This window comes from Rhodoferax sp. OV413, assembly GCF_900104385.1.
Lineage (GTDB): Bacteria > Pseudomonadota > Gammaproteobacteria > Burkholderiales > Burkholderiaceae_C > Rhodoferax_B.
The window spans coordinates 743,987-767,313 of sequence record NZ_FNJA01000001.1 but is presented as its reverse complement, the minus strand read 5'-3'; the positions used below and the strand labels follow the sequence as shown (position 1 = coordinate 767,313).

Below are 23,327 nucleotides of genomic sequence, written 5' to 3'. Positions count from 1 at the left end.
AATAATTCTGAATTTATAATTATGAATGCAGTAAACTGCCCAGCAACATAGCCAAGCCGCAGTCCATGCGCCTTTATCCATGAGCCCCAAAGCCCCTGAATCCAGCCCCGCCAGCCTCGCGCAATGGGCCAAAGCCGCCGCCAAGTCGGCGCCGGGCGGCGATGTGTCGGCACTCGACTGGCACACGCCCGACGGCATCACCGTCAAGCCGCTGTACACCGCCGAAGACACGGCCGGCCTGCCGCACACCAATACCTTGCCCGGCTTCGCGCCCTACATCCGCGGCCCGCAGGCCACTATGTACGCGGTGCGGCCCTGGACCATCCGCCAGTACGCGGGCTTCTCCACCGCCGAAGAATCGAATGCCTTCTACCGCAAGGCCCTGGCGGCTGGCGGCCAGGGCGTCAGCGTGGCGTTTGACCTGGCGACGCACCGCGGCTACGACAGCGACCATCCGCGCGTCACCGGTGACGTTGGCAAGGCCGGCGTGGCGATTGACTCGGTGGAGGACATGAAGATCCTGTTCGACCAGATTCCGCTGGACAAGGTCAGTGTGTCCATGACCATGAATGGCGCGGTGCTGCCGGTGCTGGCGGGCTACATCGTGGCCGCCGAAGAGCAGGGCGTGGCCCAGGCCCAGCTCAGCGGCACGATACAGAACGATGTGCTCAAAGAATTCATGGTGCGCAACACCTACATCTACCCGCCAGCGCCCAGCATGCGCATCATCGGCGACATCATTGCGTACACGGCAGAGCACATGCCGAAGTTCAACTCGATCAGCATCAGCGGCTACCACATGCAGGAGGCCGGCGCCAACCAGGCACTCGAGCTCGCCTTCACCTTGGCCGATGGCAAGGAATACGTGAAGACCGCGCTGGCCAAGGGCCTGGACGTGGACGCGTTTGCCGGGCGCCTCAGCTTCTTCTGGGCCGTGGGCATGAACTTCTACCTGGAAGTCGCCAAGATGCGCGCTGCGCGCCTGCTGTGGTGCCGCATCATGCAGGGCTTCGATGCCAAGAGCCCGAAGAGCCTGATGCTGCGCACCCACTGCCAGACCAGCGGCTGGAGCCTGACCGAGCAAGACCCGTACAACAACGTGGTGCGCACCACCATCGAGGCCATGGCGGCAGTGTTTGGCGGCACGCAAAGCCTGCACACCAACAGCTTCGACGAAGCCATTGCGCTGCCCACCGAGTTCAGCGCGCGCATTGCCCGCAATACCCAGCTCATCATCCAGGAAGAAACCCACATCACCAGCGTGATCGACCCCTGGGCCGGCAGCTACATGATGGAAAAGCTGACCCAGGACATGGCCGACGCCGCCTGGAAGATCATCGAGGAAGTCGACGCCATGGGCGGTATGGTCAAGGCCGTGGATTCGGGTTGGGCCAAGCTGAAGATCGAGGCCGCCGCGGCGGAGAAGCAGGCGCGCATCGACAGCGGTCAGGACGTGATCGTCGGCGTCAACAAATACAAGCTGCAGACCGAGGACGCGATCGAGAGCCGCGACATCGACAACGTGGCGGTACGCGATGGCCAGATTGCCCGGCTGCAAGTTATCAAGAAAAACCGTGACTCTGCGCAGGTAGAGCGTGCGCTGGCAGCTATCACTTTTGCAGCAGGCCATGATTCTGGCAACCTGCTGGCGCTGAGCGTGGAAGCCATCCGCGCGCGTGCCACCGTGGGCGAAGTCAGCGACGCGCTGGAAAAAGTCTTCGGCCGGCACCGTGCCGACACGCAGAAGGTCACCGGCATCTACGCCGCGGCTTATGGCTCTGCGAACGGAGCGGCCAACGAGGGAGACACCATGGAATATTGGAACGCCTTGAAGGCCGATATCGCCGCCTTCGCCGACGCATACGGTCGGCGCCCGCGCGTGATGGTCAGCAAGCTGGGCCAGGACGGCCACGACCGCGGCGCCAAGGTGGTGGCTACCGCCTTCGCCGACCTGGGCTTCGACGTGGACATGGGTCCGCTGTTCCAGACCCCCGAGGAATGCGCGCGCCAGGCGATTGAAAATGATGTGCATGCCGTCGGCGTGTCGACCCTGGCGGCCGGCCACAAAACCCTGGTGCCGGCGATCATCGAAGAGCTCAAGAAGCAGGGCGCGGACGACATCATCGTCTTCGTCGGCGGCGTGATTCCGCGGCAGGACTACGACATGCTGTACGACGCGGGCGTGAAGGGCATCTACGGCCCCGGCACGCCGATTCCGGTGAGTGCCAGGGACGTGCTGGAGCAGATCAAGAAGGTGGTTGCTGCATGAAGTTGGCGGGATTTCCGCGCAGCTCGTGCCCTGTGCTGCGGCTGGAAGCCGTGAAGGAAACGGACTTCGAGGCCATGGCCGACTTGCGTGCCGAGGCCCTGCGGGAAAGCCTGGAGCAGCTGGGCCGCTTCGACCCGGTGCGCGTCCGCGAGCGCCTGCGCAGCGCTTTTGTACCCGCGTGCATGCGCCACATCGTGTGGATTGGCCAACGCATTGGCTACATGACCCTGGCTCCCCAGACCGAGGCACAAGCCATGCGCTTGCACCACCTCTACATCCGGCCCGGCCGGCAAGGGCGCGGCGCAGGGGCCTGGGCGTTGCAATGGGCGAAAGCCCAGGCCAGTGCGCAGGCTTGCGACATCACGCTGGGAGCCTTGCGTGGCAGTGCCGCCAACCGGTTTTACCTGCGCCACGGCTTCCAATTGGTGGAAGAGCAGGAGTTCGATCTGGAATACCGCTGGAGCCCGTCTTTCGACCGCGCTCCGGTGGAGGCTGCGGCATGAACCTCTACCCAGATGTGACCGGGCCACCAGGCGCCAGCCAGCGCCGCGCCATCGCCAAAGCCATCACCTTGCTCGAATCCACCCGCGCCGAGCACCGAGCGCAGGCGGACGAACTGCTGACCGCGCTGCTGCCGCATACCGGCCAGTCGTTCCGCCTCGGCATCAGCGGCGTACCCGGCGTGGGCAAGTCCACTTTCATCGAGGTGCTGGGCTTGCATCTGATAGCCCTGGGGCACCGCGTGGCGGTGCTGACCATCGATCCGTCGAGCACGGTATCCGGCGGCTCGATACTTGGCGACAAGACGCGCATGGAGCAGCTGTCCGTGCATTCGCAGGCCTATATCCGCCCCAGCCCCAGCAGCGGCACCTTGGGCGGCGTGGCAGAGAAGACGCGCGAGGCCATGCTGGTCTGCGAGGCCGCGGGCTATGACGTGGTGATCGTGGAAACTGTGGGGGTCGGCCAGAGCGAGACCGCAGTGGCCGGCATGACCGATATGTTCGTGCTGATGCAGCTGCCGAATGCTGGCGACGACCTGCAGGCGATCAAGAAGGGCGTGATGGAGCTGGCCGATCTGGTGGCGATCAACAAGGCCGATATCGATGCGCTGGCGGCGCAGCGCGCCCAGCTGCAGATCACCTCGGCGATGCAGCTGCTGGGCTTGTTCAATGTGCATGACGACGCGCATTGGCGGCCACAGGCACTGCTGCTCAGCGCACTGGGCGGGCAGGGCATAGACGGCTTCTGGGCTGCGGCCCTGCAGTTTCAAAAATTACAGACGGCCAACGGCCACTGGCAGGCACGGCGCCAGCAGCAGTCGCTGGCCTGGATGTGGGAGCGGGTCGATGCCGGACTCAAGCAGGCGTTTCGCCAGCATCCGCAGGTGCAGGCCTTGCTGCCGCAGCTGTTACAGGACGTGGCGGCCGGCCGCATCCCGGCTTCGACTGCAGCACGCAATCTGCTGTCAGCACAGTATTTATAAGCACAAGCAGCTATCAATAACGGAGCGTTATCACCTATGCAAGATATTCTGGAACAGCTGGAAGCCAAGCGCGAACAGGCCCGTATGGGCGGCGGGCAAAAGCGCATCGATGCGCAGCACAGCAAGGGCAAGCTGACCGCCCGCGAGCGCATCGAACTGCTGCTGGACGAGGGCACGTTCGAAGAATGGGACATGTTCGTCGAACACCGCTGTACCGACTTTGGCATGGCCGACAACAAGATTCCCGGCGACGGTGTGGTCACCGGCTACGGCATGGTCAACGGCCGGTTGGTGTTCGTATTCAGCCAGGACTTCACCGTGTTCGGCGGTGCTTTGAGCGAAGCCCATGCCGAGAAGATCTGCAAGATCATGGACCAGGCGATGAAGGTCGGCGCGCCCATCATCGGCCTGAACGACTCGGGCGGCGCGCGCATCCAGGAGGGGGTGGCCAGCCTGGGCGGCTATGCCGACGTGTTCCTGAAGAATGCCATGGCCAGCGGCGTGGTGCCGCAGATCAGCATGGTGATGGGGCCGTGCGCCGGCGGCGCGGTGTACAGCCCGGCAATGACCGACTTCATCTTCATGGTCAAGGACAGCAGCTATATGTTTGTCACCGGCCCCGAGGTGGTGAAGACCGTGACGCACGAAGAGGTGACGGCCGAGCAACTCGGCGGCGCCATCACCCACACCACCCAGAGCGGCGTCGCGGACCTGGCGTTTGACAACGATGTGGAGGCGCTGCTGATGCTGCGCCGGCTATTCAACTACCTGCCGTTGAACAACCGCGAAAAAGCCCCGGTGCGTCCCAGCGGCGACCGCGCCGACCGCATGGACTACAGCCTGGATACCCTGGTGCCCGACAACCCGAACAAGCCCTACGACATGAAGGAGCTGATCGCCAAGACCGTGGACGATGGCGACTTCTTCGAGATACAGCCCGAATATGCGAAAAACATCGTCATCTGCTTCGCCCGCATGGAAGGCCAGACGGTGGGCATCGTGGCCAACCAGCCGCTGGTGCTGGCCGGCTGCCTGGACATCAAGTCCAGCATCAAGGCCGCGCGCTTCATCCGCTTCTGCGATGCCTTCAATATTCCGGTGATCACCTTTGTCGACGTGCCCGGCTTCATGCCCGGCACCAGCCAGGAGTACGGCGGCATCATCAAGCACGGCGCCAAGCTGCTGTTTGCCTACGCGGAATGCACCGTCCCCAAGGTCACCATCATCACCCGCAAGGCCTACGGCGGCGCGTATGACGTGATGGCCTCCAAGCATTTGCGCGGCGACGTCAACTTCGCCTGGCCGAACGCCGAGATCGCCGTGATGGGCGCCAAGGGCGCGGTGGAAATCATCTTCCGAGAGGACAAAGGCGACCCGGCCAAGCTGGCCGCCAAGGAGGCCGAGTACAAGGCGCGCTTCGCCAACCCCTTCGTGGCCGGCGCGCGCGGCTACATCGATGACGTGATCCTGCCGCACGAAACCCGCAAGCGCATCTGCCGCAGCCTGGTGATGCTGGCCAGCAAGAAGGTCGAGAACCCGTGGCGCAAGCACGGCAACATTCCGCTCTAGCCATGCCCAAAGCCGACACCGCCGCCCAGGCCCGCGTGCTGACCGACATTCCGAATATCGGCATCTCCATCGCCAAAGACCTGCGTGGGTTGGGCATCCAGACCCCTGCCGACGTGGCGAAGATGGACCCGCTGCAGGTGTACGAGGCGCTGCGCGGTCCGATGGGCCAACGCCATGACCCCTGCGTGCTGGACACTTTTCTGGCGGCCCACGCCTTCATGCAAGGCGGCCCACGCCAGCCCTGGTGGGACTTCACCGCCCAGCGCAAAGCCTTGCTGAATACAAAAAATTAGGACGCACTATGTTTACCAAAATCCTCATCGCCAACCGCGGTGAAATCGCTTGCCGCGTCATCGCCAGCGCCAAGAAAATGGGCATCCTCACCGTCGCCGTCTACTCCGACGCCGACAAGGAAGCCCGCCATGTCGGTCTGGCCGACGAGGTCGTGCACATCGGCGCAGCACCCAGCCGCGACAGCTACCTAATGGCCGACAAGATCATTGCTGCTTGCAAGGCCACGGGCGCGCAGGCCGTGCATCCGGGCTACGGCTTCCTCAGCGAGAACGCCGGCTTTGCCAAGCGGGTGGAAGAGGAGGGCATCGTCTTCATCGGCCCCAAGCACTATTCGATTGCGGCCATGGGCGACAAGATCGAATCCAAGAAGCTGGCCGGTGCGGCCGGTGTCAACTGCATCCCCGGCGTGAACGACGCGATCGAAACCGCAGAGCGCGCGGTTGACATCGCCAACAGCATCGGCTACCCGGTAATGATCAAAGCCAGCGCTGGCGGTGGCGGCAAGGGCTTGCGCGTAGCCTTCAACGACAAGGAGGCGTTCGAGGGCTTCACCAGCTGCCGCAACGAGGCGCGCAACAGCTTTGGCGACGACCGGGTCTTCATCGAGAAGTTTGTCGAAGAGCCGCGGCATATCGAAATCCAGTTACTGGGCGACAGCCACGGCAATGTGATCTATCTGAACGAGCGCGAATGTTCGATCCAGCGCCGGCACCAGAAGGTGATCGAAGAAGCGCCCAGTCCCTTCATCAGCGATGCCACACGCCGCGCCATGGGCGAGCAGGCGGTGGCGCTGGCCAAGGCGGTGAATTACCAGAGCGCGGGCACGGTGGAGTTTGTGGTCGGCAAGGACCAGAGCTTTTACTTCTTGGAAATGAACACGCGCCTGCAGGTGGAGCACCCGGTGACCGAGGCCATCACCGGCCTGGACCTGGTGGAGCTGATGATCCGCGTGGCGGCTGGCGAGAAGCTGCCACTGACGCAGGCCGAGGTCAAACGCAATGGCTGGGCGATAGAGTGCCGCATCAACGCCGAAGACCCGTTCCGCAACTTTCTGCCCAGCACTGGCCGCCTGGTGCGCTTCCAGCCGCCGAAGGAAACCATGTTCCAGGCGAACACGCAGGATTTATACGGCGTGCGGGTCGATACCGGCGTGCAGGACGGCGGCGAGATCCCGATGTACTACGACTCGATGATCGCCAAGCTGGTTGTGCATGGCACGGACCGGCTGGACGCGATTGCCAAGATGCGCGAGGCGTTGAATGGCTTTGTGATCCGCGGCGTCAGCAGCAATATCCCGTTCCAGGCGGCGCTGCTCGCGCACCCGAAATTTGTGGCGGGCGACTTCAATACCGGTTTCATCGCCGAAAACTACGGCCAGGGCTTCCACGCCGAGGACGTGCCGCACGATGACCCCGACTTACTGGTCGCGCTGGCGGCCTTTGTGCACCGCCGCTACCTGAGCCGGGCCAGTGGCATCAGCGGCCAGGTCGCCGGCCATGAGATGGAGGTCGGCGAGGCCTTTACCGTGGTGGCGCTGGGCGCGGACGGCGAGCATGCGCAGACGGCGGTCAGCGTGGTCGATTTTCAAGAAAAAACCGGCTCCAGTGCAGTATCAGTGGGCGCCAAGAGCTATCAATTGTGTAGCGGTTCGCGCTTGGGGTCGGTCCGCATCCACGGCACCTGCAACGGCCTGCCGTTCACCGCCCAGGTGGAGCGGGCCGCGCACAAGAACCCGCTGGCGCTGCGCATCGCCCACAACGGCCGACAGCTGGATGCGCTGGTGCTGTCGCCGCGCGCGGCCGAATTGCACGCGCTGATGCCGCACAAGGCGGCGCCCGATATGAGCCGTTTTGTGCTGTCGCCGATGCCGGGTTTGCTGGTCCATGTGGGGGTGGTCGCCGGGCAAAAAGTGCAGGCTGGCGAGCGGGTTGCCGTGATCGAGGCCATGAAGATGGAAAATGCGCTGTTCGCCACCAACGATGGCGTCGTTGCCGAGGTGCTGGCCAAGCAGGGTGAATCCCTCTCCGTTGACCAGCCCATTGTCCGTTTTGCATAAGAAATATCCATGAATACTGCGACCCTTGAACAGCCGATCACCCTGCACCGCGCAACCCCCAAACCGGTTGCGAACCCCGATGAACGCTGGCCGCTGGCCGAAGTCGAGGCCTTGTTCGAGCTGCCCTTCCTGGAGCTGATGCACCGCGCGCAAACCGTGCACCGCGAGAACTTCCCCGCGGGCGACGTGCAGCTGTCGACCCTGCTGTCGATCAAGACCGGCGGCTGCCCGGAAGACTGCGGCTACTGTCCGCAGTCGGTGCACTACGACACCGGCGTCACCGCCACCAAGATGCTCGGCGTCGACGTGGTGGTAGCCGCGGCCAAGGCGGCCCAGGAAGCCGGTGCCACCCGTTTCTGCATGGGCGCCGCCTGGCGCAGCCCGAAGGACCGCGACGTGGACAACGTGGCCGAGCTGGTGAAAGCCGTGAAGGCGCTGGGCATGGAAACCTGCGCCACCCTGGGCATGCTGGAAGACGGCCACGCCGCCCAGCTGCGCGACGCCGGCTTGGACTACTACAACCACAATCTGGACACCGCGCCCGACTTCTACGGCGACATCATCGACACCCGCGTCTACCAGGACCGCCTGGACACGCTGGACCGCGTGCGCGGCGCCGGCGTCAAGGTCTGCAGCGGCGGCATCGTCGGCATGGGCGAGACCCGGGCCCAGCGCGCCGGCCTGGTGGCCCAACTGGCGAATCTGGAGCCCAGCTACCCTGAATCCGTGCCGGTGAACAACCTGGTGCGCGTGGCCGGCACGCCGCTGGCCGATGCGCCGCCGCTGGACCCGCTGGAGTTCGTGCGCGTGATCGCCGTGGCCCGCATCACCATGCCCACCGCCCGCGTGCGCCTGTCCGCCGGCCGCCAGCAGATGGGCGAAGCCGTGCAGGCCATGTGCTTCCTGGCTGGCGCGAATTCGATCTTCTACGGCGATAAGCTGCTGGTCACCGGCAACCCGGATGTGGACGCCGACCGCCAGCTGCTGGACAAGCTGGGCCTGCCGACCAGCGGCATGCTGGCCAAGGCCTGAGCCGCATGGCACGCCCGTTCAAGGTGCTGGGTGTCCAGCAGATTGCCATCGGTGGGCTGGACAAGCAGCGTCTGCGCAGGCTGTGGGTCGACATGCTGGGTCTGGAGGTCACCGGCAACTATGTGAGTGAGCGCGAAAACGTCGACGAAGACATCTGCGCCATCGGCAGCGGCCCGTTCAAGGTCGAGGTCGATCTGATGCAGCCGCTGGATGCCGAAAAGAAGCCGGCTGTGCACGCCACGCCGCTGAACCATGTGGGACTCTGGATCGACGATCTACCGGCCGCCGTGGCATGGCTGACGGCCCAGGGCGTGCGCTTTGCGCCTGGCGGTATCCGCCCGGGCGCGGCGGGTTTTGACATCTGTTTCCTGCACCCCAAGGCCAACGAAGAGTTTCCGATTGCCGGCGAGGGCGTGCTGGTGGAGTTGGTGCAGGCGCCGCCCGCGGTGGTGGATGCGTTCAGCCGTCTGGCTGCAGGCTAGCTCAGGACGGCTTGGCGGCACGCTGCGCGCGCGAGCGGGCCAGGGCGGCGGCGATCAAGGCTTTCTTGGCGTCGGGTGCCGGGTTGTCCGCGACGCCGTTTTCGGCGTCATCCAATTCTTCCAGCTTTTTAAGCCCCTGGCGCTCGTCCGCATTGCGCCGCAAGCTATGAAATTCATAGCGTTCGCGGGCTTTGTCGGCTTGCGCATCTGACCAGGCGCTCCAGCCGGTCAATGGACCGCTGGCGTTTTCCAGCTGGATGCAATCCACCGGACACACCGGAATGCACAACTCGCAGCCGGTGCAGTGCGCGCTGATGACGGTGTGCATGCGCTTGTTGCTGCCCAGGATGGCATCGGTCGGGCAGGCGGCGATGCACAGCGTGCAGCCTATGCACCAGGCTTCGTCGATCATCGCCAGCATGCGCGGGGCTTCAACACCGTGCTCGGCGCTCAGCGGCAGCGCGGGCCGGCCGGTGATCTGCGCCAGCCGCTGTATGCCCTCGGCGCCGCCGGGCGGGCACTGGTTGATCGGTGCCGCAGCGCTGGCGATGGCTTCGGCATAGGCCGCGCAATCCGGGTAGCCGCAGCGCGTGCACTGGGTTTGCGGCAGTGCCGCGTTGATGCGCTCGGCCAGGCTTTGAACGGACAGCAAGTTGCGCTCTAGCCCGGTATCAGGCCTTGCGTACGACGGGCTTTGCGGCCACGGCTTTGGGCGCGGGGCTGGCAACTGCCGTCAGCTTGACTGCCGGGGCGGTGGGCGCAGCAACCGCCACCACAGCCGGTTTAACCGCCACAGCCTTGGGCTTGGCGCGCACGGCTTTGGGTTTGGCGGCCGCTACAGGCGCTTCTTTGGGTTTGGCCGCTACCGGGGCGGTTGCCACGGGGGCGGGAGTGGTCGCCTCGGCCTTGGGTGCTGCCGCCACGGTGTTGTGCGCGTGGATGAAGGCCTTGACGTGCGGGTACACCAGATCGCGCCAGCGCCGGCCGCTGAAGATGCCGTAATGGCCTGCGCCCGGCACTTCCATGTGGTGCTGTTCCTTGGCCACGATGCCGCTGCACAGGTCGTGCGCCGCGCGGGTCTGGCCCGAACCGGAGATGTCGTCCAGCTCGCCTTCCACCGTCAGCAGTGCGGTGGTGGTGATGTCCTGAGGCTTGACCAGCTCGATCTTGCCGTTGGTGCCGCGCACATTCCAGGTGCCGTTGACCAGCTTGAAGTCCTGGAACACGGTGGCGATGGTTTCCAGGTAGTAGTGCGCGTCCATGTCGAGCACGGCGTTGTACTCGTCGTAGAACTTGCGGTGCACTTCGGCGCTCACGTCGTCGCCCTTGACCAGATCCTTGAAGTAGTCAAAGTGGCTCTTGGCGTGGTGGTTCGGGTTCATGGCCACGAAGCCGGTGTGCTGCAGAAAGCCGGGGTACACCTTGCGGCCGGCGCCGGGGAAGCTGGCTGGCACCTTGTAGATCACATTGTTCTCGAACCACTCGTAGCTCTTGTTCATCGCCAGGTTGTTCACCGCGGTGGGCGATTTGCGCGCATCGATAGGGCCGCCCATCATGGTCATGCTCAGGGGCGTGAGGTCGCCGCGCGAGGCCATCAGCGAGACGGCGGCCAGCACCGGCACCGTAGGCTGGCAAACGCTCATCACATGGCAGTTGCCATAGATGCCTTGCAGGTGGCGGATGAATTCCTGCACGTAGTTCACATAGTCGTCGAGGTGGAATTCGCCTTCGCTCAATGGGACCAGGCGGGCATTCTTCCAGTCGGTGATGTAAACCTTGTGGTCTTTCAGCATGGTTTTCACCGTGTCGCGCAGCAGCGTGGCGTAGTGGCCAGACAAGGGCGCAACGATCAACACCGCGGGCTGGCCTTTGAGCTTGGTCAGCGTGTTCACGTCGTCGGTGAAGCGCTTGAAGCGGCGCAGCTCGCAGAAGGGCTTGTCAATCTCCACACGTTCCTGGATCGCAATATCGACGCCGTCGGCGTTGATGGTTTGCAGGCCAAAGGTCGGCTTTTCGTAGTCTTTGCCCAGGCGGTACAGCAGGTCGTAGCCAGCCGATAGGCGCTGCGACAAGGTGTTCTTGCCGAACGGAGACTGGGAACTGCCGTAGAGCTTGGCGGCAGCTTGCGCAAAATCCGCAAAAGGCTCCATCAGCGAGCGTTGGGTTTCGTAGATTTGGTAAAGCATGGCGACCTAAACGTGGGGAAATGTTGCAGTGCAATATAGCAGTTGTAGACGGCAATTAAATGGAGAGGAAACACCAATATGCGCCGTAATAGGGCGCTCAGTCTGTGCCCCTTCGCACAGAATTTTGGCATATTGTTCGAAATCCGCACCAATGTAGAAACTTTTGGCGTTTTTATGGAATCTGCCACGGCATGCAACGTAGAACCCTTTTAACCCTGGGCGGAACAGCCGCCGCAGTGGGAACCCTGGTGAATTTGTCGCCCGAAGCCGACGCCCGCAGCCTGCTGGCGGCACTGCAGCCGTCGCCGCGCATGCCGGTACTGTTTCTGGGCCACGGCAGCCCGATGAACGCCATCGACGACAACACCTACCGCCGCAGCTGGCAGGCGCTGGGCCAGGAATTCGGCAAGACTTTGCCGCGGCCTCAGCTCATCCTGTGCATCTCTGCCCACTGGCTGACGCGCGGCTGGTGGCTCACCGGCATGGCCCAGCCCAAGACCATCCACGACTTTGGCGGCTTCCCCCAGGCACTGTTTGACCAGCAGTACCCAGCGCCCGGCGCGCCCCAATTGGCCCAGCAGATCGCCGCCGGCTTGCGCCCGCCTGCGCCCATGGCGGTTGGCTTGGACAAGGAGGAATGGGGTTTTGACCACGGTACCTGGTCGGTGCTCAAGCCGATGTTCCCGCAGGCCGAGATCCCGGTGCTGCAGCTCAGCATGGACTACGGCCGGCCGCCGCTAGAGCACTACCAGCTGGGCCAGCAGCTCAAAGCCTTGCGCCAACGCGGCGTGCTGATCGTCGGCAGCGGCAATATCGTGCACAACCTGCGTGCCACCCAGCGCCAGGCGGCGGCCGACCAGGCCTACGACTGGGCGCTGGAGTTCGACCAAACCATTGGGGGCTACCTGCAAAAGGGCGATCTGGCCGCCTTGGCCGGCTTCCAGTCGCTGGGCCGTGTCGCCCAGATGGCCCATCCCACCCACGACCATTACCTGCCGCTGCTGTATGCGGCGGGTGCGGTGGACGCCAGCGAGGCGCCGCGCTTCTTCAACACCAACTTCCAGTCGGCATCCATCTCGATGCGTTCGGTGGTCTGGGGCTAGGCCAGGTCGGCCAGCGGGTGTGGGCCGGTGTGGCGGGGCTGGAAGTGCTCTGCTATCCACTCCGGGCTGACATCGGCGAGCCGGCCCGGCGACCAGCGCGGCTGGCGGTCCTTGTCGATCAGCAGTGCGCGCACGCCTTCGGCAAAGTCGGGGTGTGCGCAGCAGCCCAGCGAAACCTGGTATTCCAGCCGCAGCACCTCGGCCAGCGACATGCGCGGCACGCGCTGCCAGAGCGCAAACGCCAGCGCGGCGCTGGTGGGCGAGCCCTGGGCGTAGCTGGCGGCGGCGCTGTACAGCCAGGCATCGCCGCTATTCAGTGTGAGCAGTGCACGCAGCCTGGCATCCATGTCCATGAGTTCGTCGCCGGCCATCAGCTGCTGGATCTGGTCGAAATGCGCGCGTACTGGCGACGCCGGCAGGCTGCAGCTGTGCGTGGCCAGCAGGTGCGACAGCGTGGCGCGGTTCTGCTGGGCATCGCTGGTCCAATCGGTATCCACCAGCTGTGCCAGCACGGTGGGTTTGTGCGCGTGCTCTATGCCGTAGTCCGCCAGGCCGCAGAACAGCGCGTCGGCCGGGTTCAGTGTGGCGCCCGTCAGCGCCAGGAACAGGCCGACCCGGCCCGGCATGCGGCGCAGAAACCAGCTGCCGCCTACGTCCGGGTACAGGCCGATACTGATCTCCGGCATGGCCAGGCGGCTGGCCGGGGTGACGACCCGATGCGATGCGCCAGCCATCAGCCCCAGGCCGCCGCCCATGGCGATGCCGTGGCCCCAGCAGAGCACGGGCTTGGGGTAGCTGTGGATAGCGTGGTCCAGCCGGTACTGGGTGGCGAAGAAGGCCTGTGCCTCCAGGTTCGGCCCAGTGCCGCTGGCCTGCATGCTGTGGTACATGCCGCGGATATCGCCACCGGCGCAAAAGGCCTTGTCGCCGCTGGCCTGCAGCAGCACCCCGGCGATGGCCGGGTCGGCAGCCCAGGCGGCCAGCTGCGGCGCCAGCGCCTGCAGCATGGGCAGGGACAGCGCGTTCAGCCGGGCGGGCGCATGCAGGGTGGCCACACCCCAGCGCAGGCCGCTGCGGGTAGCCAGGCTGTCCAGCAGCACGGGCGGGTTCACAGCAGCCCCGACGCGATATTGATGGTCAGCGCCACCAGGGTGGTGTTGAAGAAGAAAGCCAGCACGCAGTGCAGCAAGCCGGTGCGCCGCATGGCCGACGAGCTGAAGCTCACATCCGCCGTCTGCGCTGAGGTGCCGATGATGCAGGCAAAGTACAGGAAGTCACCGTAGTCGGGCTTGTCGGTGCCGGGGAACTGCAGGCCGGCGTTCTGGCCGCGGGCTTCGGCCGAATAGTAGTCATGGGCGTAGTGCAGGGCGAACATCACCTGGGTGAACGCCCAGGAGGTGACGATGGTCAGCCCGGCCAGGCCGATGTGGGCATAGCGCTCGGCGCCCTGCAGGTCTTTGACCACCGACAGCTCGGCCAGGATGGCGCCCAGCGTGGCCAGCGCCGCCAGCACCACCAGGGCCAGCACGGTGCGGCGGCCTTCGTCTTGCTGCGGGGCCCGGCTGCGCATGCGGTCGTGGTCGGACTGCAGCACCATGTGGACGGCCAGCACCAGGTACAGGCAGGCAAAGCTGTTCCAGCCTATGACCAGGCGGGTCACGGTCTGTACTTCGGACCAGCCGCAGAGCAGCAGCGCCACCACGGCCCCGAACAGCGCCGACGCAAACAGCCGGGGCCGGGTGCGGATATGGCGGACTAAAAAGGATGGCTGCACGGTGTGCGTGGTCGGTGTGTGGGGCATGCAATAGGCCGCGAGCGCTATGTTTTAAATAGCTGCTCGCGCAAGTTTTATATGCGCTAGAGGCCGATTTGGCTTGAATCCCTGGCTTGCAGCGGCATCGGCCGGGTGGCACTGCTGTGCTTGGCCCGCCGGGCCATGGCGCGGGCCAGCTCCTGGCGCAGCCAGTCGCGCCAGCCCATCCACTGCAGCAGGGCCAGCCCGCCGGTCACGCCGGCGAAGGCCAGCGCATAGCGCAGCGCCAGGTTCAGGCCATGGGCGTAGTTGCCGCGGTCGCTGCTCAGCAAGAACTGGAAGGCCGAGAACGCCTGCCCGTACTTGACGATCAGGTGCTCAGCACCGGCCCAGAACAGCAGGGTGGCCGTACCGGCCGCAAACACTGATACGCCCAGCAGGCGCCAGCGCTTGGGGCAGCCGCGCACTGCCGCGGCCGACAGCGCCGTGCCCGCCAGGCAGGCCATCAGCAGGCCGGCGGCCATGGCCGAGGCCGCGCTGAAGCTGGCGTGGTCGCCCATCAGTTCGACCAGGTTGTCGGTATCGGCCCAGGTGACGTTCAGCGTGTACAGCGGCCAGGCCAGTATCAGGCTGACCATCAGCCAGTACACCACGTCGGACAAGGTGTTGGTGCGCTGCAGCGTGCGCACCAGCAGCACCGCGCCCAGCACCTGCAGCATCACCGCCATGTGCAGGCCCAGGTAGCGGCCCATCAGCTCCCATTCCCAGGGCCAGCCAAGTACCGGCGAGCCGGCGATGTCATAAATACTCTCCAGCGGCACAGAAATGCGCAGCAGCACCCAGGTGACCAGGCCGTGGCCCAGCAGGGTCAGCGGCAGCGCCAGCAGGTAGGGGCGGCGCTGGGCTGGCAGCAGCAGGAACGGGGCATTGGCGATCCAGTGCAGGATCAGCGCCAGACCGGCCACCGACACCAGGCCCCAGGCGCCGGGCTCCACCAGTTCGCGCAGGTTGTAGGGGATGAACGGCAGGTTCAGCAGCACGCCCAGCAGCACCGCGGTCAAGGCCCACCACAGCAGATGCGTCTTGTAGCCTATGGGCGGCTTGGGCACGGCGTACAGCGCCATGTGCCCGCTGTCCAGCGGGGTGGATGCACTGTGCGGCGCCAGCGCGGCGGGCGCGGTATGGGAGGGTGGTGTAGAGGTCATGGGCGTTGGGTGTATGCGAGGTTGACCGATCCAGTAGGCTATTTTGTACCCTAGCAGGCCGCCGAGCGACTCCAATAAGAAGTCCGTCAGGTCGGCCACCCGTTCTGGCAGCAGCAACTGGCCGGATTCGACCAGCAAGGCGCACAGAAACAACACCCATACCGGCCGCGCTGAGGGCTTGCGCCCGCCGGTATGCGACGCCAGGCCCGACAGCGCCAGCAGCAGCCCGCCGGGGATGAAGAAGCCGATCTTGCGCAGCACCTCGTTGAGCGCCATGAACTCGGACTCGAAGTAGTAGTTGTTCAGCGGCGTGCGGGTAAACGCCTCGACCACCGCGGCCCAGCTCAGGCGCGCAGTGTCGAAGTCAAAGGGCAGCCAGAACACCGCCAGCGTAACCAGCAGCCAGCCGCCCCACCAGGCCAGCCAGGTATTCGACGCCACATGCGACAGCCCCGTGGTCTTGTGTGCCATGCGAAGTACGCCGACGGCGCCCAGTGCGCAGCCCAGCGCGGCCAGGCCGACCGAGGTGATGTCGGTGGTGCGCGACATCACGAACAGCTGCAGAAACTCTACCGTGGCTGCTGCCAGCAAGCCCTTGCGCGCCACCCGCCAGATGCTGTGGCCGGGCCGCAAGGCCCATAGCGCGCCGGCCGGCACCCAGATCAGGATGTCGCTCAGCACCTGGTACAGCATCTCGGCCGGTGAGCCCTTGAGCCCGCCAAACGGCACCATAATCAGGTGGCCGTCGCGCCACTTGTGGAAAATCTCCACCGGGCTGATCGCCAGGTCCAGCGGCATCACATTGAAGGCAAACAGCACGAACAAATAGGCTTTGAGCAGGCGCGATACCTTGTCGCTTTGCTTCTCATAGTGCCAGTAGCCGGTCAGCCAGGCTTGGACCCGCCCGCCCGCCACCCACTGCGCCAGCACGCCGATGGCGCCGCTGATGCTCAGGGCCACGATGTCGTTCTGCGACGGCGTGCGCGGCGGAAAGAACATCTGGGTGAACTCGATCGCCACCGCCAGCGCGCTGGCTGCCAGCGCCACCAGCACCCCGGCCGGCAGGCGGCCCAGGCCGCGCAGCCCCAGGCTTTGCATGGCCAGAAAAGTCAGCGGGATGAACAGCACCAGGTTGGTCGCCCAGTCGGAGCGCGAAGAAAATTCCAGCGGCAGGTCGCGCAGCGCCAGCAGGTCGGCCAGGGCGGCATCCACAGGGTGGGTCACGAAGTCCAGTGGCACCAGGCTGCCGTAGATAACAAACACCAGGTACCCCAGGAACAACCACCGCTGCAGGGTGATGGCCGACTGACCCTGGGTGCTATGCCGTGCTGCCATGCGCTGAATCCTCTTTAAAAATGGCCCGCATCGGGGGCTCTGCCAATGTCGACAATTGTGCGGCATGCTTCGGGGTTTGCCCTTACGATAGGCGCAACTCGTTTTCCTCTACGGCGATCACCGCATGAACCCATGAACAGCCTGCGTGCCCGGATCCTGGGGCTACTGGCTCTGCTGCTGTTTGTAGTAGGGGCGGCCAGCTTCATGGTGAGCGCGGCACTGATGGACCGCAGCCTGGCAGCCTACGAGGAGCGCGCGGCCCACGACCAGTTCCTGCGGGTGGATCTGGGCCTGCGCGAAGAAGTCGCGTCGCTGCAACGCACGGTGCTCGACTACGGCATCTGGGACGACACCGCAGCCCATCTGCAGAGCTTTCTGGCCCAGTATCTGTGGCAAACCTTCACCGTCGACGCGCTGCACAACCTCGACGTCGACTACATCGCCTTCCTAACCCCCGAGGGGCGGCTGCATTCCAGCGTGGACGTGCGGCGCGGCCTGGTCGAGCCGCTGCGGGCCAGCGATCCCATGCTGGTCGAGGCCATCCCCGCGCTGATGGCCATACCGGTGGCGCAGCGCGAGAGCGGCGGCGACTTCAAGCTTTGGCTGGACGGCCAGCCGGTGCTGGTGGTGTTCAGCCCGGTGCGCATGCGCCAGCCGGGTGCGCCCATCGTGGGCTGGATGCTGATGGGCCGCGAATGGCAGTCGGCCCGGCTGTCGCGGATGATGCAGCTCACCGGCAGCCGCTTCCACCTGCTCGGCCCGGGGGCGGTGGGCCCGGCGATTGCAGGCGCGCTGCCCCAGCCCGCGCCCGTCACATTGACGGATGTCCGCGGCCCCAGCGCGGTGCGCCTGCTGGTTGAGGCGGCGCATGTGCTGAGCGAGCACAAGACCACCAGCAAACTGCTGCTGCTGGCCAACGCCCTGGTGATGGCGCTGCTGGGCGCGGTAGCGGTGGTGGTGCTGCTGGACCGGCTGATCCTCAAGCGCCTGGGCCTGTTTGCCCGGCTGGCCCGCAGCCAGCGCAGCAGCGACCTGGCGGCCACCCGGCAGTGGCCGGTGCGCGGCGAAGACGAGCTGGATGCGCTGGCGGTCTCGCTGAACACCATGGTCTCGGCCTTGGGGGTCGCGCGCAAAGGGCTGGAGCGCGACGTGCGCACCGATGCGCTCACCGAGCTGGGCAACCGCCGCCTGCTGTACGAGCAAATCGACCGCCTGCTGGCCCAGCAGACCCGCCAGCCCGAGCTGACCCTGGCCGTGCTGCTGGTCGACCTGGACGACTTCAAGCTCATCAACGACTCGCTGGGACACGAGGCCGGTGACTATCTGCTGGTGGCGATTGCCCGTTCGCTGGAGCAGCTGATCCGTGGCAGCGACCTGGTGGTGCGACTGGGCGGCGACGAATTCGCGCTGCTGTACGTCGGCCATTCGGACGCGCTGGGGGTGCGGCATTTTGCCGAGCGGGTGCAGGAGACGATTGCCCGGACGCGCCAGTACCAGGGCTCGAACCTCACCGTCAGCTGCTCCATCGGCGTCAGTTTTGCCGGCGGCCAGGCCGACAAGGACAGCCTGATGCGCAATGCCGACCTGGCCATGTACGACGCCAAGCGCGCCGGCAAAGGCCGCTGCAGCTACTACACGGACGCCATGCTGGGCAATGTGCAAGAGCGCATGCTGCTCGAGCAGCGCCTGCGCGAATGCCTGCTGAACGACCAGCTGGAGGTGTGGTTCCAGCCCATCGTCGACGTGCGCAACGGCGCCACGCCGATGCTCGAGGCCCTGGCGCGCTGGCCGCTGGACGGCGGCTTTTGCCCACCCGACAAGTTCATCCCGATTGCCGAAGAGTCGGGCCTGATCATGGCGCTGGGCATGGCCATCGCCCGCAAGGTGGTGGCAGCCTTGCCCGCGCTGCTGGAGATAGAGCCGCGCCAGGTGGTCAACATCAACCTGTCGGCCAAGCAGCTGATGAGCACCACTCTGGTCGAGGAAATGTGCGCCCTGGTCGACCAGGCCGACCTGCCGCGGTCCTGCGTGCATTTTGAGCTGACCGAAACCGCGGTGGCCAAAGACTCGGAGCTGGCCCAGCTGCAGCTGCAGGCGCTGGCGCGGGCCGGTTTCCACTTGCATCTGGACGACTTCGGCACCGGCTATTCGTCGCTGCACCGGCTGCAAAGCCTGCCGTTTTCCACCCTCAAGCTCGACCGTTCCTTCGTCATCCAGCTCGGCCACGGCGACGCCCGCATTGCCAAGGTCATCATCGCGCTGGGTGCCGAACTCGGTCTTGAGGTGATTGCCGAAGGTATAGAAACCGAGCAGGAGTTCGAGCAGCTGCGGGCGCTGGGCTGCTATCTGATGCAGGGCTACTGGCTGGCCCGGCCGATGCCGCTGGCCCAGGTGCTGGCCTGGCTGGAGCAGCGGGCCGAGCAAGCACTGCGTGCTTAGGCGCCTAAGCCCATCACATTGACTGTGTCGCCCTCGGCCACATCGCCCTGGGCCTCGGCCAGTACCAGCAGGCCATTCGCCTGCACCATGGAACTCAGCATGCCTGAGCCCTGGTGCCCGGTCAGCCGCACCCACAGGCTGCCATCGGCCGCAGGCTCGACGATGCCGCGCAGGTATTCGGTGCGGCCCGGCCGCTTGCGTATCGCCTGTACGCTGCGCGCCTGCAGCAGCGGCGCAGCGGCGCTGCTGGCAGCGTTGCAGCCCATCATCTGCAGCAGGGCCGGGCGCACCAGGGCCAGAAACACCACCATTACCGCCACCGGGTTGCCCGGCATGCCGAACAGCACGGCTGGCGGTTTGCTATTGTTTGTGTAGCTGCTTGCGATGGTGGAATCTGCGCCAGAGCCGGTTTTGGCTTGTAAATCGGCAGCCATGCGGGCTACCGCCATCGGCCGTCCGGGCTTGATCGCCAGCTGCCAGAACACCACCTCGCCCAGCGCGCCCAGCATGCTGCGGGTGTGGTCGGCGTCGCCGGCGCTCATGCCGCCGCTGGTCAGGATGGCGTCGGCCTGCTGGGCGGCGCTGCGCAGCGCGGCCTGCAGCTCGGCCGGGTCGTCACGCACCACGCCCAGGTCCAGCACCTCCACGCCCAGCTGCCGTAGCAACCCGGTCACCGTATAGCGGTTGCTGTCGAATACCGCGCCGGCGCGCGGCGCATCGCCCAGGCTCAAGATTTCGTCGCCGGTGGAGAAGTAGGCGACGCGCAGCCGGCGCAGCACCGGCACCGTAGCCAGGCCCAGGCTGGCCAGCAGGCCGAGCGCGGCAGGAGTCAATCGGTCGCCCTGGCGCAGCGCAGCCTGGCCTTGCAGCAAGTCTTCGCCCGCGCGGCGCCGGTTGGCACCGGGGCGCAGCGGGGTGAAGCTGATGTGCTCGCCCTGCAGCGTGACGGCTTCGAACGGCACCACCGTGTCCAGCCCGGCGGGTAGGGCGGCGCCGGTCATGATCTTCAGGCACTGCCCGGCCTGCAGCGCCCCTTGCCAGGCCTGGCCGGCCAGCACGCTGCCGACCACCTGCAGCACCACGGGGGCGCTGTCGGGCAGGCCGCTGCTGTTGAACGCATAGCCGTCCATGGCCGAGTTGTCGTGCGGCGGCACGCTGATGGGCGAGATGATGTCCTGCGCCAGCACCCGGTCCAGGGCGTCAAAAATGCCCACCGTTTCTACGTCGCTGACCGGTGTGGCCAGTGCCGCCAGAAAGGCGCTGGCGGTGCCGACGGACAGGTTCTGCGGCTGGTAGCCGGGCAGGCTGGCGGCGATCTGGTCTAGGGTGTTCATTGATCAAGGCTGTGCAGTTCGGCCAGCGTATTCGCATTGAAAAAAGCAGCACTGTCAGCAAACGGCACCAGTACGGTGTGGTGCAGCGCCGTCCAGAGCCCGACCTTGCGGCCGCCAGCTGCCAGAAACTGTGCCAGGTTGGTCTGCAGACTGGTACGCAGCAGGCAGAACACCGGTTGGGTGCGCTGCACGCCATGGGTGTCGGGCGCGCTGGCCATGGCGATATCGGCATCGGCTGCGCTGCGGGCTGCGGCCAGCCGCGCCACCAGGTCGGTGGGGAACAGCGGCGCATCGCAGGGCACGCTGGCCAGGTAGGGTGTGGTGCAGTGGTTGAGCCCGGCCAGCAGGCCGGCCAGGGGGCCGGCAAAGTCGCTATCCGCATCGGGCCAGACCGGCACGCCAAAGGCCGCGTAGGCGTCCAGATGGCGGTTGGCGCTGAGCAGCAGGCTGCCGACCTGCGGCTGCAGCCGCTGCAGCGCGTGCTGTGCCAGCGGCTGGCCGCGGTAGCTTTGCAAACCCTTGTCCAGCCCGCCCATGCGGGTGCCCTGGCCCCCTGCGAGCACCAGGCCGGTGATGCTGTGCAGGTCCATTTCAACCACCGATGTAGCTCATCTCCACCCGCCGGGCGCCGCCGCCGGTGTCGGGCGCCATGGCGGCGCGCAGGGCCGAGTAGCGGTCGCTGCGGCCCTGCCAGATGGCACGGATGGCGTTGGCCAGCGCCGCGTTGTCGGCGCCACCGCGCAGCAGGCCGCGCAGGTCGTGGCCCTGGCTGGCGAACAGGCACAGAAAGAGCTTGCCGTCGGTGGACAGGCGGGCGCGGCTGCAGTCGGCGCAAAACGCCTGGGTCACGCTGCTGATCACGCCGACCTCGCCGCTGCCGTCGGCATAGGCCCAGCGCTGGGCGGTTTCGCCAGGAGCGTTGGCTTCCAGCGCGCGCAGCGGCCAGCGGTCTTGCAGTGTCTGGATGACTTCGGCCGAGGGCACGACCTGGTCCATGCGCCAGCCATTGGTGGCGCCCACGTCCATGTATTCGATGAAGCGCAGCACCATGCCCGTGCCCTTGAAGCGTTCGGCCATGGGCAGGATTTCATGCTCGTTGGTGCCGCGCTGCACCACCATGTTCACCTTCAGTCCGCCGTTCTGCCCCAAGCCGACCTTGTGGGCGGCTTCCAGGCCGTCGAGCACGTCGCGCACCGGGAAGTCCACGTCGTTCATGCGGCGGAACACCGTGTCGTCGAGCCCGTCCAGGCTGACGGTCAGGCGCTGCAGGCCGGCGTCTTTCAGTGCCTGGGCCTTGCGCGCCAGCAGTGCGCCGTTGGTGGTCAGGGTCAGGTCCAGCGGCTGGCCGTCAGGGGTGCGCAGCGCGGCCAGCTGGGCGATCAACACCTCGATGTTCTTGCGCAGCAGCGGCTCGCCGCCGGTCAGGCGGATCTTGCGCACGCCCTGGGCGGCAAAAACGCTGGCGACACGGGTGATTTCCTCGAAGCTCAGCAGCGCGCTGTGTGGCAGATACGGATAGTCCTTGTCGAACACCGCTTTCGGCATGCAGTAGCTGCAGCGGAAGTTGCAGCGGTCGGTGACGCTGATGCGCAGGTCGTGCAGCGGCCGGCCCAGCTGGTCGGCCAGCGGGCCATCGCCCATAGTCGCAGGCATGGCGGTGTGCAGCGCTTGCAGGCGCTGGTCGAACAGGGGGATGACGCGGTGGTTCACGTTAAAACGACAGCAGCTGCCCCTGGGTGGTGGTTTGCATCCGGCCAATCTGCGCGGCCTGGGCGAAGCCGGCCTGGTGGAAGGCGGCCAGTACGGCCGGTGCCGCGTCGGGGCGGCAGCTGACCAGCAGGCCGCCGCTGGTTTGGGGGTCGGTAACCAGGGCTTTCAGCCAGTCGCTGCCGGTCCATTGCACCTGGCCGCCGTAGCCGTCCCAGTTGCGCGCCGAGGCTCCGGTGGCGATGCCTTGCTGGGCGAACGCGACCGCGCTGGCGATCAGCGGCAGCGCCTGCGCATCCACCTGGGCCGACAGGCCCGAGCCGCGGCAGATTTCCAGCAGATGGCCGGCCAGGCCGAAGCCGGTTACATCGGTCATGGCATGCACGCCATCGATTTGTGCCAAGGCGATGCCGACCTTGTTCAGCTGGGTGGTGTGGTGGAGCATCTGCGCATAGCCATCGGCATCCAGCAGGCCTTTTTTCAGCGCTGCCGACAGAATGCCCACACCCAGCGGCTTGCCCAGCACCAGCACGTCGCCGGCCTGGGCGTCGGCGTTGCGGCGTACCTTGTCGGGGTGGACCAGGCCCAGGCCGACCAGGCCGTAGATGGGCTCCAGCACGTCGATCGAATGGCCGCCAGCAATCGGAATACCGGCTTCGCGGCAGACCGCCGCGCCGCCGGCCAGCACCCGGCCGATCACCTCGGGCGGCAGCTTGGCGATCGGCATGCCGACCAGGGCCAGGGCCATGATGGGCGTGCCGCCCATGGCGTAGATGTCGCTCAGTGCGTTGGTCGCGGCAATGCGGCCGAAGTCATAGGCGTCGTCGACGATGGGGGTGAAGAAGTCGGTGGTGGCCACCAGGGCCTGGGTGTCGTTGAGGCGGTAGACGGCCGCGTCATCGCTGGTTTCCATGCCGACCAGCAGCTCGGGCGGCACCAGGCCCTGGGGGGCGCGTGCCAAAATCTCCGCCAGCAAGCCGGGCGCAATCTTGCATCCGCAGCCGCCGCCGTGCGAAAACTGGGTCAATGCAATGGGTTCTGAAGTTGGGTTCATCGAGACTCCGATTGTGCCAGCGGGGG

Annotated in this window: 19 protein-coding genes; 10 read left to right on the top strand and 9 right to left on the bottom strand. The window is 65.9% G+C overall.

Going from position 1 to position 23,327, the window contains the following annotated elements:
* Positions 1–79 precede the first annotated feature (79 nt).
* The 8 genes from scpA to BLT66_RS03500 are packed head-to-tail and all read left to right on the top strand — an operon-like array spanning position 80 to position 9,185.
* Positions 80–2,269, top strand: a complete 2,190-nt coding sequence (scpA, locus tag BLT66_RS03535; protein WP_092755772.1) for a methylmalonyl-CoA mutase — start codon at positions 80–82, stop codon at positions 2,267–2,269.
* Positions 2,266–2,772, top strand: coding sequence for a GNAT family N-acetyltransferase (locus BLT66_RS03530; RefSeq protein WP_369821570.1), 507 nt, complete (start codon positions 2,266–2,268; stop codon positions 2,770–2,772). The genes scpA and BLT66_RS03530 overlap by 4 nt, the downstream gene beginning before the upstream one ends.
* Positions 2,769–3,752: a methylmalonyl Co-A mutase-associated GTPase MeaB gene (gene meaB, locus BLT66_RS03525; RefSeq protein WP_092755770.1), complete on the top strand. Its 984-nt coding sequence runs from the start codon at positions 2,769–2,771 to the stop codon at positions 3,750–3,752. The genes BLT66_RS03530 and meaB overlap by 4 nt, the downstream gene beginning before the upstream one ends.
* Positions 3,753–3,788: 36 nt before the next feature.
* Positions 3,789–5,321, top strand: a complete 1,533-nt coding sequence (locus BLT66_RS03520) for an acyl-CoA carboxylase subunit beta (protein ID WP_092755768.1) — start codon at positions 3,789–3,791, stop codon at positions 5,319–5,321.
* A gap of 2 nt (positions 5,322–5,323) precedes the next feature.
* On the top strand, positions 5,324–5,614 hold the full coding sequence (locus BLT66_RS03515; RefSeq protein ID WP_092755766.1) for a helix-hairpin-helix domain-containing protein: 291 nt from the start codon (positions 5,324–5,326) through the stop codon (positions 5,612–5,614).
* A gap of 8 nt (positions 5,615–5,622) precedes the next feature.
* Positions 5,623–7,671 (top strand): acetyl-CoA carboxylase biotin carboxylase subunit, encoded by a 2,049-nt coding sequence (locus BLT66_RS03510; RefSeq protein WP_092755764.1) that lies wholly within the window; start codon positions 5,623–5,625, stop codon positions 7,669–7,671.
* Positions 7,672–7,680: 9 nt separating this feature from the next.
* On the top strand, positions 7,681–8,703 hold the full coding sequence (bioB, locus tag BLT66_RS03505) for a biotin synthase BioB (RefSeq protein WP_092755762.1): 1,023 nt from the start codon (positions 7,681–7,683) through the stop codon (positions 8,701–8,703).
* Between the two features lie 5 nt (positions 8,704–8,708).
* A complete protein-coding gene (locus BLT66_RS03500) occupies positions 8,709–9,185 on the top strand; it encodes a VOC family protein (protein ID WP_092755760.1) in 477 nt (158 codons plus the stop codon).
* A 1-nt stretch (position 9,186) separates the two neighbouring features.
* Here the strand turns inward: BLT66_RS03500 and BLT66_RS03495 are convergent, their stop codons facing one another.
* Both BLT66_RS03495 and BLT66_RS03490 read right to left on the bottom strand, forming a co-directional pair.
* The gene (locus BLT66_RS03495) at positions 9,187–9,837 is read right to left on the bottom strand and encodes an RnfABCDGE type electron transport complex subunit B (RefSeq protein WP_092755758.1); all 651 of its coding nucleotides are present in this window, start codon (positions 9,835–9,837) and stop codon (positions 9,187–9,189) included.
* 19 nt (positions 9,838–9,856) lie between these two features.
* Positions 9,857–11,371, bottom strand: a complete 1,515-nt coding sequence (locus BLT66_RS03490; RefSeq protein WP_092755756.1) for a polyhydroxyalkanoate depolymerase — start codon at positions 11,369–11,371, stop codon at positions 9,857–9,859.
* Between the two features lie 191 nt (positions 11,372–11,562).
* On the opposite strand from BLT66_RS03490, the gene ygiD reads away from it, so the two are divergent.
* A complete protein-coding gene (ygiD, locus tag BLT66_RS03485; protein ID WP_092755754.1) occupies positions 11,563–12,474 on the top strand; it encodes a 4,5-DOPA-extradiol-dioxygenase in 912 nt (303 codons plus the stop codon).
* On the opposite strand, the gene BLT66_RS03480 is transcribed toward ygiD, so the two are convergent.
* From BLT66_RS03480 to BLT66_RS03470, 3 genes are read right to left on the bottom strand one after another with little or no spacing between them, the layout of a single operon-like run.
* Positions 12,471–13,586: an enoyl-CoA hydratase/isomerase family protein gene (locus BLT66_RS03480; RefSeq protein WP_092755752.1), complete on the bottom strand. Its 1,116-nt coding sequence runs from the start codon at positions 13,584–13,586 to the stop codon at positions 12,471–12,473. The two genes, ygiD and BLT66_RS03480, sit on opposite strands and share 4 nt — an antisense overlap.
* Positions 13,583–14,275 carry a DUF1345 domain-containing protein gene (locus tag BLT66_RS03475; protein WP_092755750.1) on the bottom strand — a complete coding sequence of 231 codons (693 nt, stop codon included), beginning with the start codon at positions 14,273–14,275 and terminating at the stop codon, positions 13,583–13,585. Before BLT66_RS03475 ends, BLT66_RS03480 begins: the two co-directional genes overlap by 4 nt.
* 56 nt (positions 14,276–14,331) lie before the next feature.
* A complete protein-coding gene (locus tag BLT66_RS03470) occupies positions 14,332–16,767 on the bottom strand; it encodes a VanZ family protein (RefSeq protein WP_176954951.1) in 2,436 nt (811 codons plus the stop codon).
* Positions 16,768–16,899: 132 nt separating this feature from the next.
* Between BLT66_RS03470 and BLT66_RS03465 the strand changes: the two genes are divergently transcribed.
* The gene (locus tag BLT66_RS03465; RefSeq protein ID WP_176954950.1) at positions 16,900–19,206 is read left to right on the top strand and encodes a putative bifunctional diguanylate cyclase/phosphodiesterase; all 2,307 of its coding nucleotides are present in this window, start codon (positions 16,900–16,902) and stop codon (positions 19,204–19,206) included.
* Here the strand turns inward: BLT66_RS03465 and glp are convergent.
* From glp to selD, 4 genes are read right to left on the bottom strand one after another with little or no spacing between them, the layout of a single operon-like run.
* Entirely contained in the window at positions 19,203–20,540 is a 1,338-nt protein-coding gene (glp, locus tag BLT66_RS03460) for a molybdopterin molybdotransferase MoeA (RefSeq protein ID WP_092755744.1), read from the bottom strand. The genes BLT66_RS03465 and glp overlap by 4 nt on opposite strands.
* Complete coding sequence (gene mobA, locus BLT66_RS03455) at positions 20,537–21,130, bottom strand: molybdenum cofactor guanylyltransferase MobA (RefSeq protein ID WP_092755742.1); 594 nt, start codon at positions 21,128–21,130, stop codon at positions 20,537–20,539. Before mobA ends, glp begins: the two co-directional genes overlap by 4 nt.
* Before the next feature lies 1 nt (position 21,131).
* Entirely contained in the window at positions 21,132–22,250 is a 1,119-nt protein-coding gene (gene moaA, locus BLT66_RS03450; RefSeq protein ID WP_092755741.1) for a GTP 3',8-cyclase MoaA, read from the bottom strand.
* A 1-nt stretch (position 22,251) separates the two neighbouring features.
* The gene (gene selD, locus BLT66_RS03445; protein WP_092755739.1) at positions 22,252–23,301 is read right to left on the bottom strand and encodes a selenide, water dikinase SelD; all 1,050 of its coding nucleotides are present in this window, start codon (positions 23,299–23,301) and stop codon (positions 22,252–22,254) included.
* Between the last annotated feature and the right edge of the window lie 26 nt (positions 23,302–23,327).

Bases quoted from the DNA above. Each gene is read 5' to 3' on its own strand.
- glp (WP_092755744.1), bottom strand. From the start codon at position 20,540: ATGAACACCCTAGACCAGATCGCCGCCAGCCTGCCCGGCTACCAGCCG.
- BLT66_RS03515 (WP_092755766.1), top strand. From the start codon at position 5,324: ATGCCCAAAGCCGACACCGCCGCCCAGGCCCGCGTGCTGACCGACATT.
- BLT66_RS03510 (WP_092755764.1), top strand. From the start codon at position 5,623: ATGTTTACCAAAATCCTCATCGCCAACCGCGGTGAAATCGCTTGCCGC.
- meaB (WP_092755770.1), top strand. From the start codon at position 2,769: ATGAACCTCTACCCAGATGTGACCGGGCCACCAGGCGCCAGCCAGCGC.
- selD (WP_092755739.1), bottom strand. From the start codon at position 23,301: ATGAACCCAACTTCAGAACCCATTGCATTGACCCAGTTTTCGCACGGC.
- scpA (WP_092755772.1), top strand. From the start codon at position 80: ATGAGCCCCAAAGCCCCTGAATCCAGCCCCGCCAGCCTCGCGCAATGG.
- BLT66_RS03530 (WP_369821570.1), top strand. From the start codon at position 2,266: ATGAAGTTGGCGGGATTTCCGCGCAGCTCGTGCCCTGTGCTGCGGCTG.
- BLT66_RS03520 (WP_092755768.1), top strand. From the start codon at position 3,789: ATGCAAGATATTCTGGAACAGCTGGAAGCCAAGCGCGAACAGGCCCGT.
- BLT66_RS03475 (WP_092755750.1), bottom strand. From the start codon at position 14,275: ATGCCCCACACACCGACCACGCACACCGTGCAGCCATCCTTTTTAGTC.
- BLT66_RS03465 (WP_176954950.1), top strand. From the start codon at position 16,900: ATGAACAGCCTGCGTGCCCGGATCCTGGGGCTACTGGCTCTGCTGCTG.
- BLT66_RS03500 (WP_092755760.1), top strand. From the start codon at position 8,709: ATGGCACGCCCGTTCAAGGTGCTGGGTGTCCAGCAGATTGCCATCGGT.
- BLT66_RS03490 (WP_092755756.1), bottom strand. From the start codon at position 11,371: ATGCTTTACCAAATCTACGAAACCCAACGCTCGCTGATGGAGCCTTTT.
- bioB (WP_092755762.1), top strand. From the start codon at position 7,681: ATGAATACTGCGACCCTTGAACAGCCGATCACCCTGCACCGCGCAACC.
- BLT66_RS03470 (WP_176954951.1), bottom strand. From the start codon at position 16,767: ATGGCAGCACGGCATAGCACCCAGGGTCAGTCGGCCATCACCCTGCAG.
- ygiD (WP_092755754.1), top strand. From the start codon at position 11,563: ATGCAACGTAGAACCCTTTTAACCCTGGGCGGAACAGCCGCCGCAGTG.
- mobA (WP_092755742.1), bottom strand. From the start codon at position 21,130: ATGGACCTGCACAGCATCACCGGCCTGGTGCTCGCAGGGGGCCAGGGC.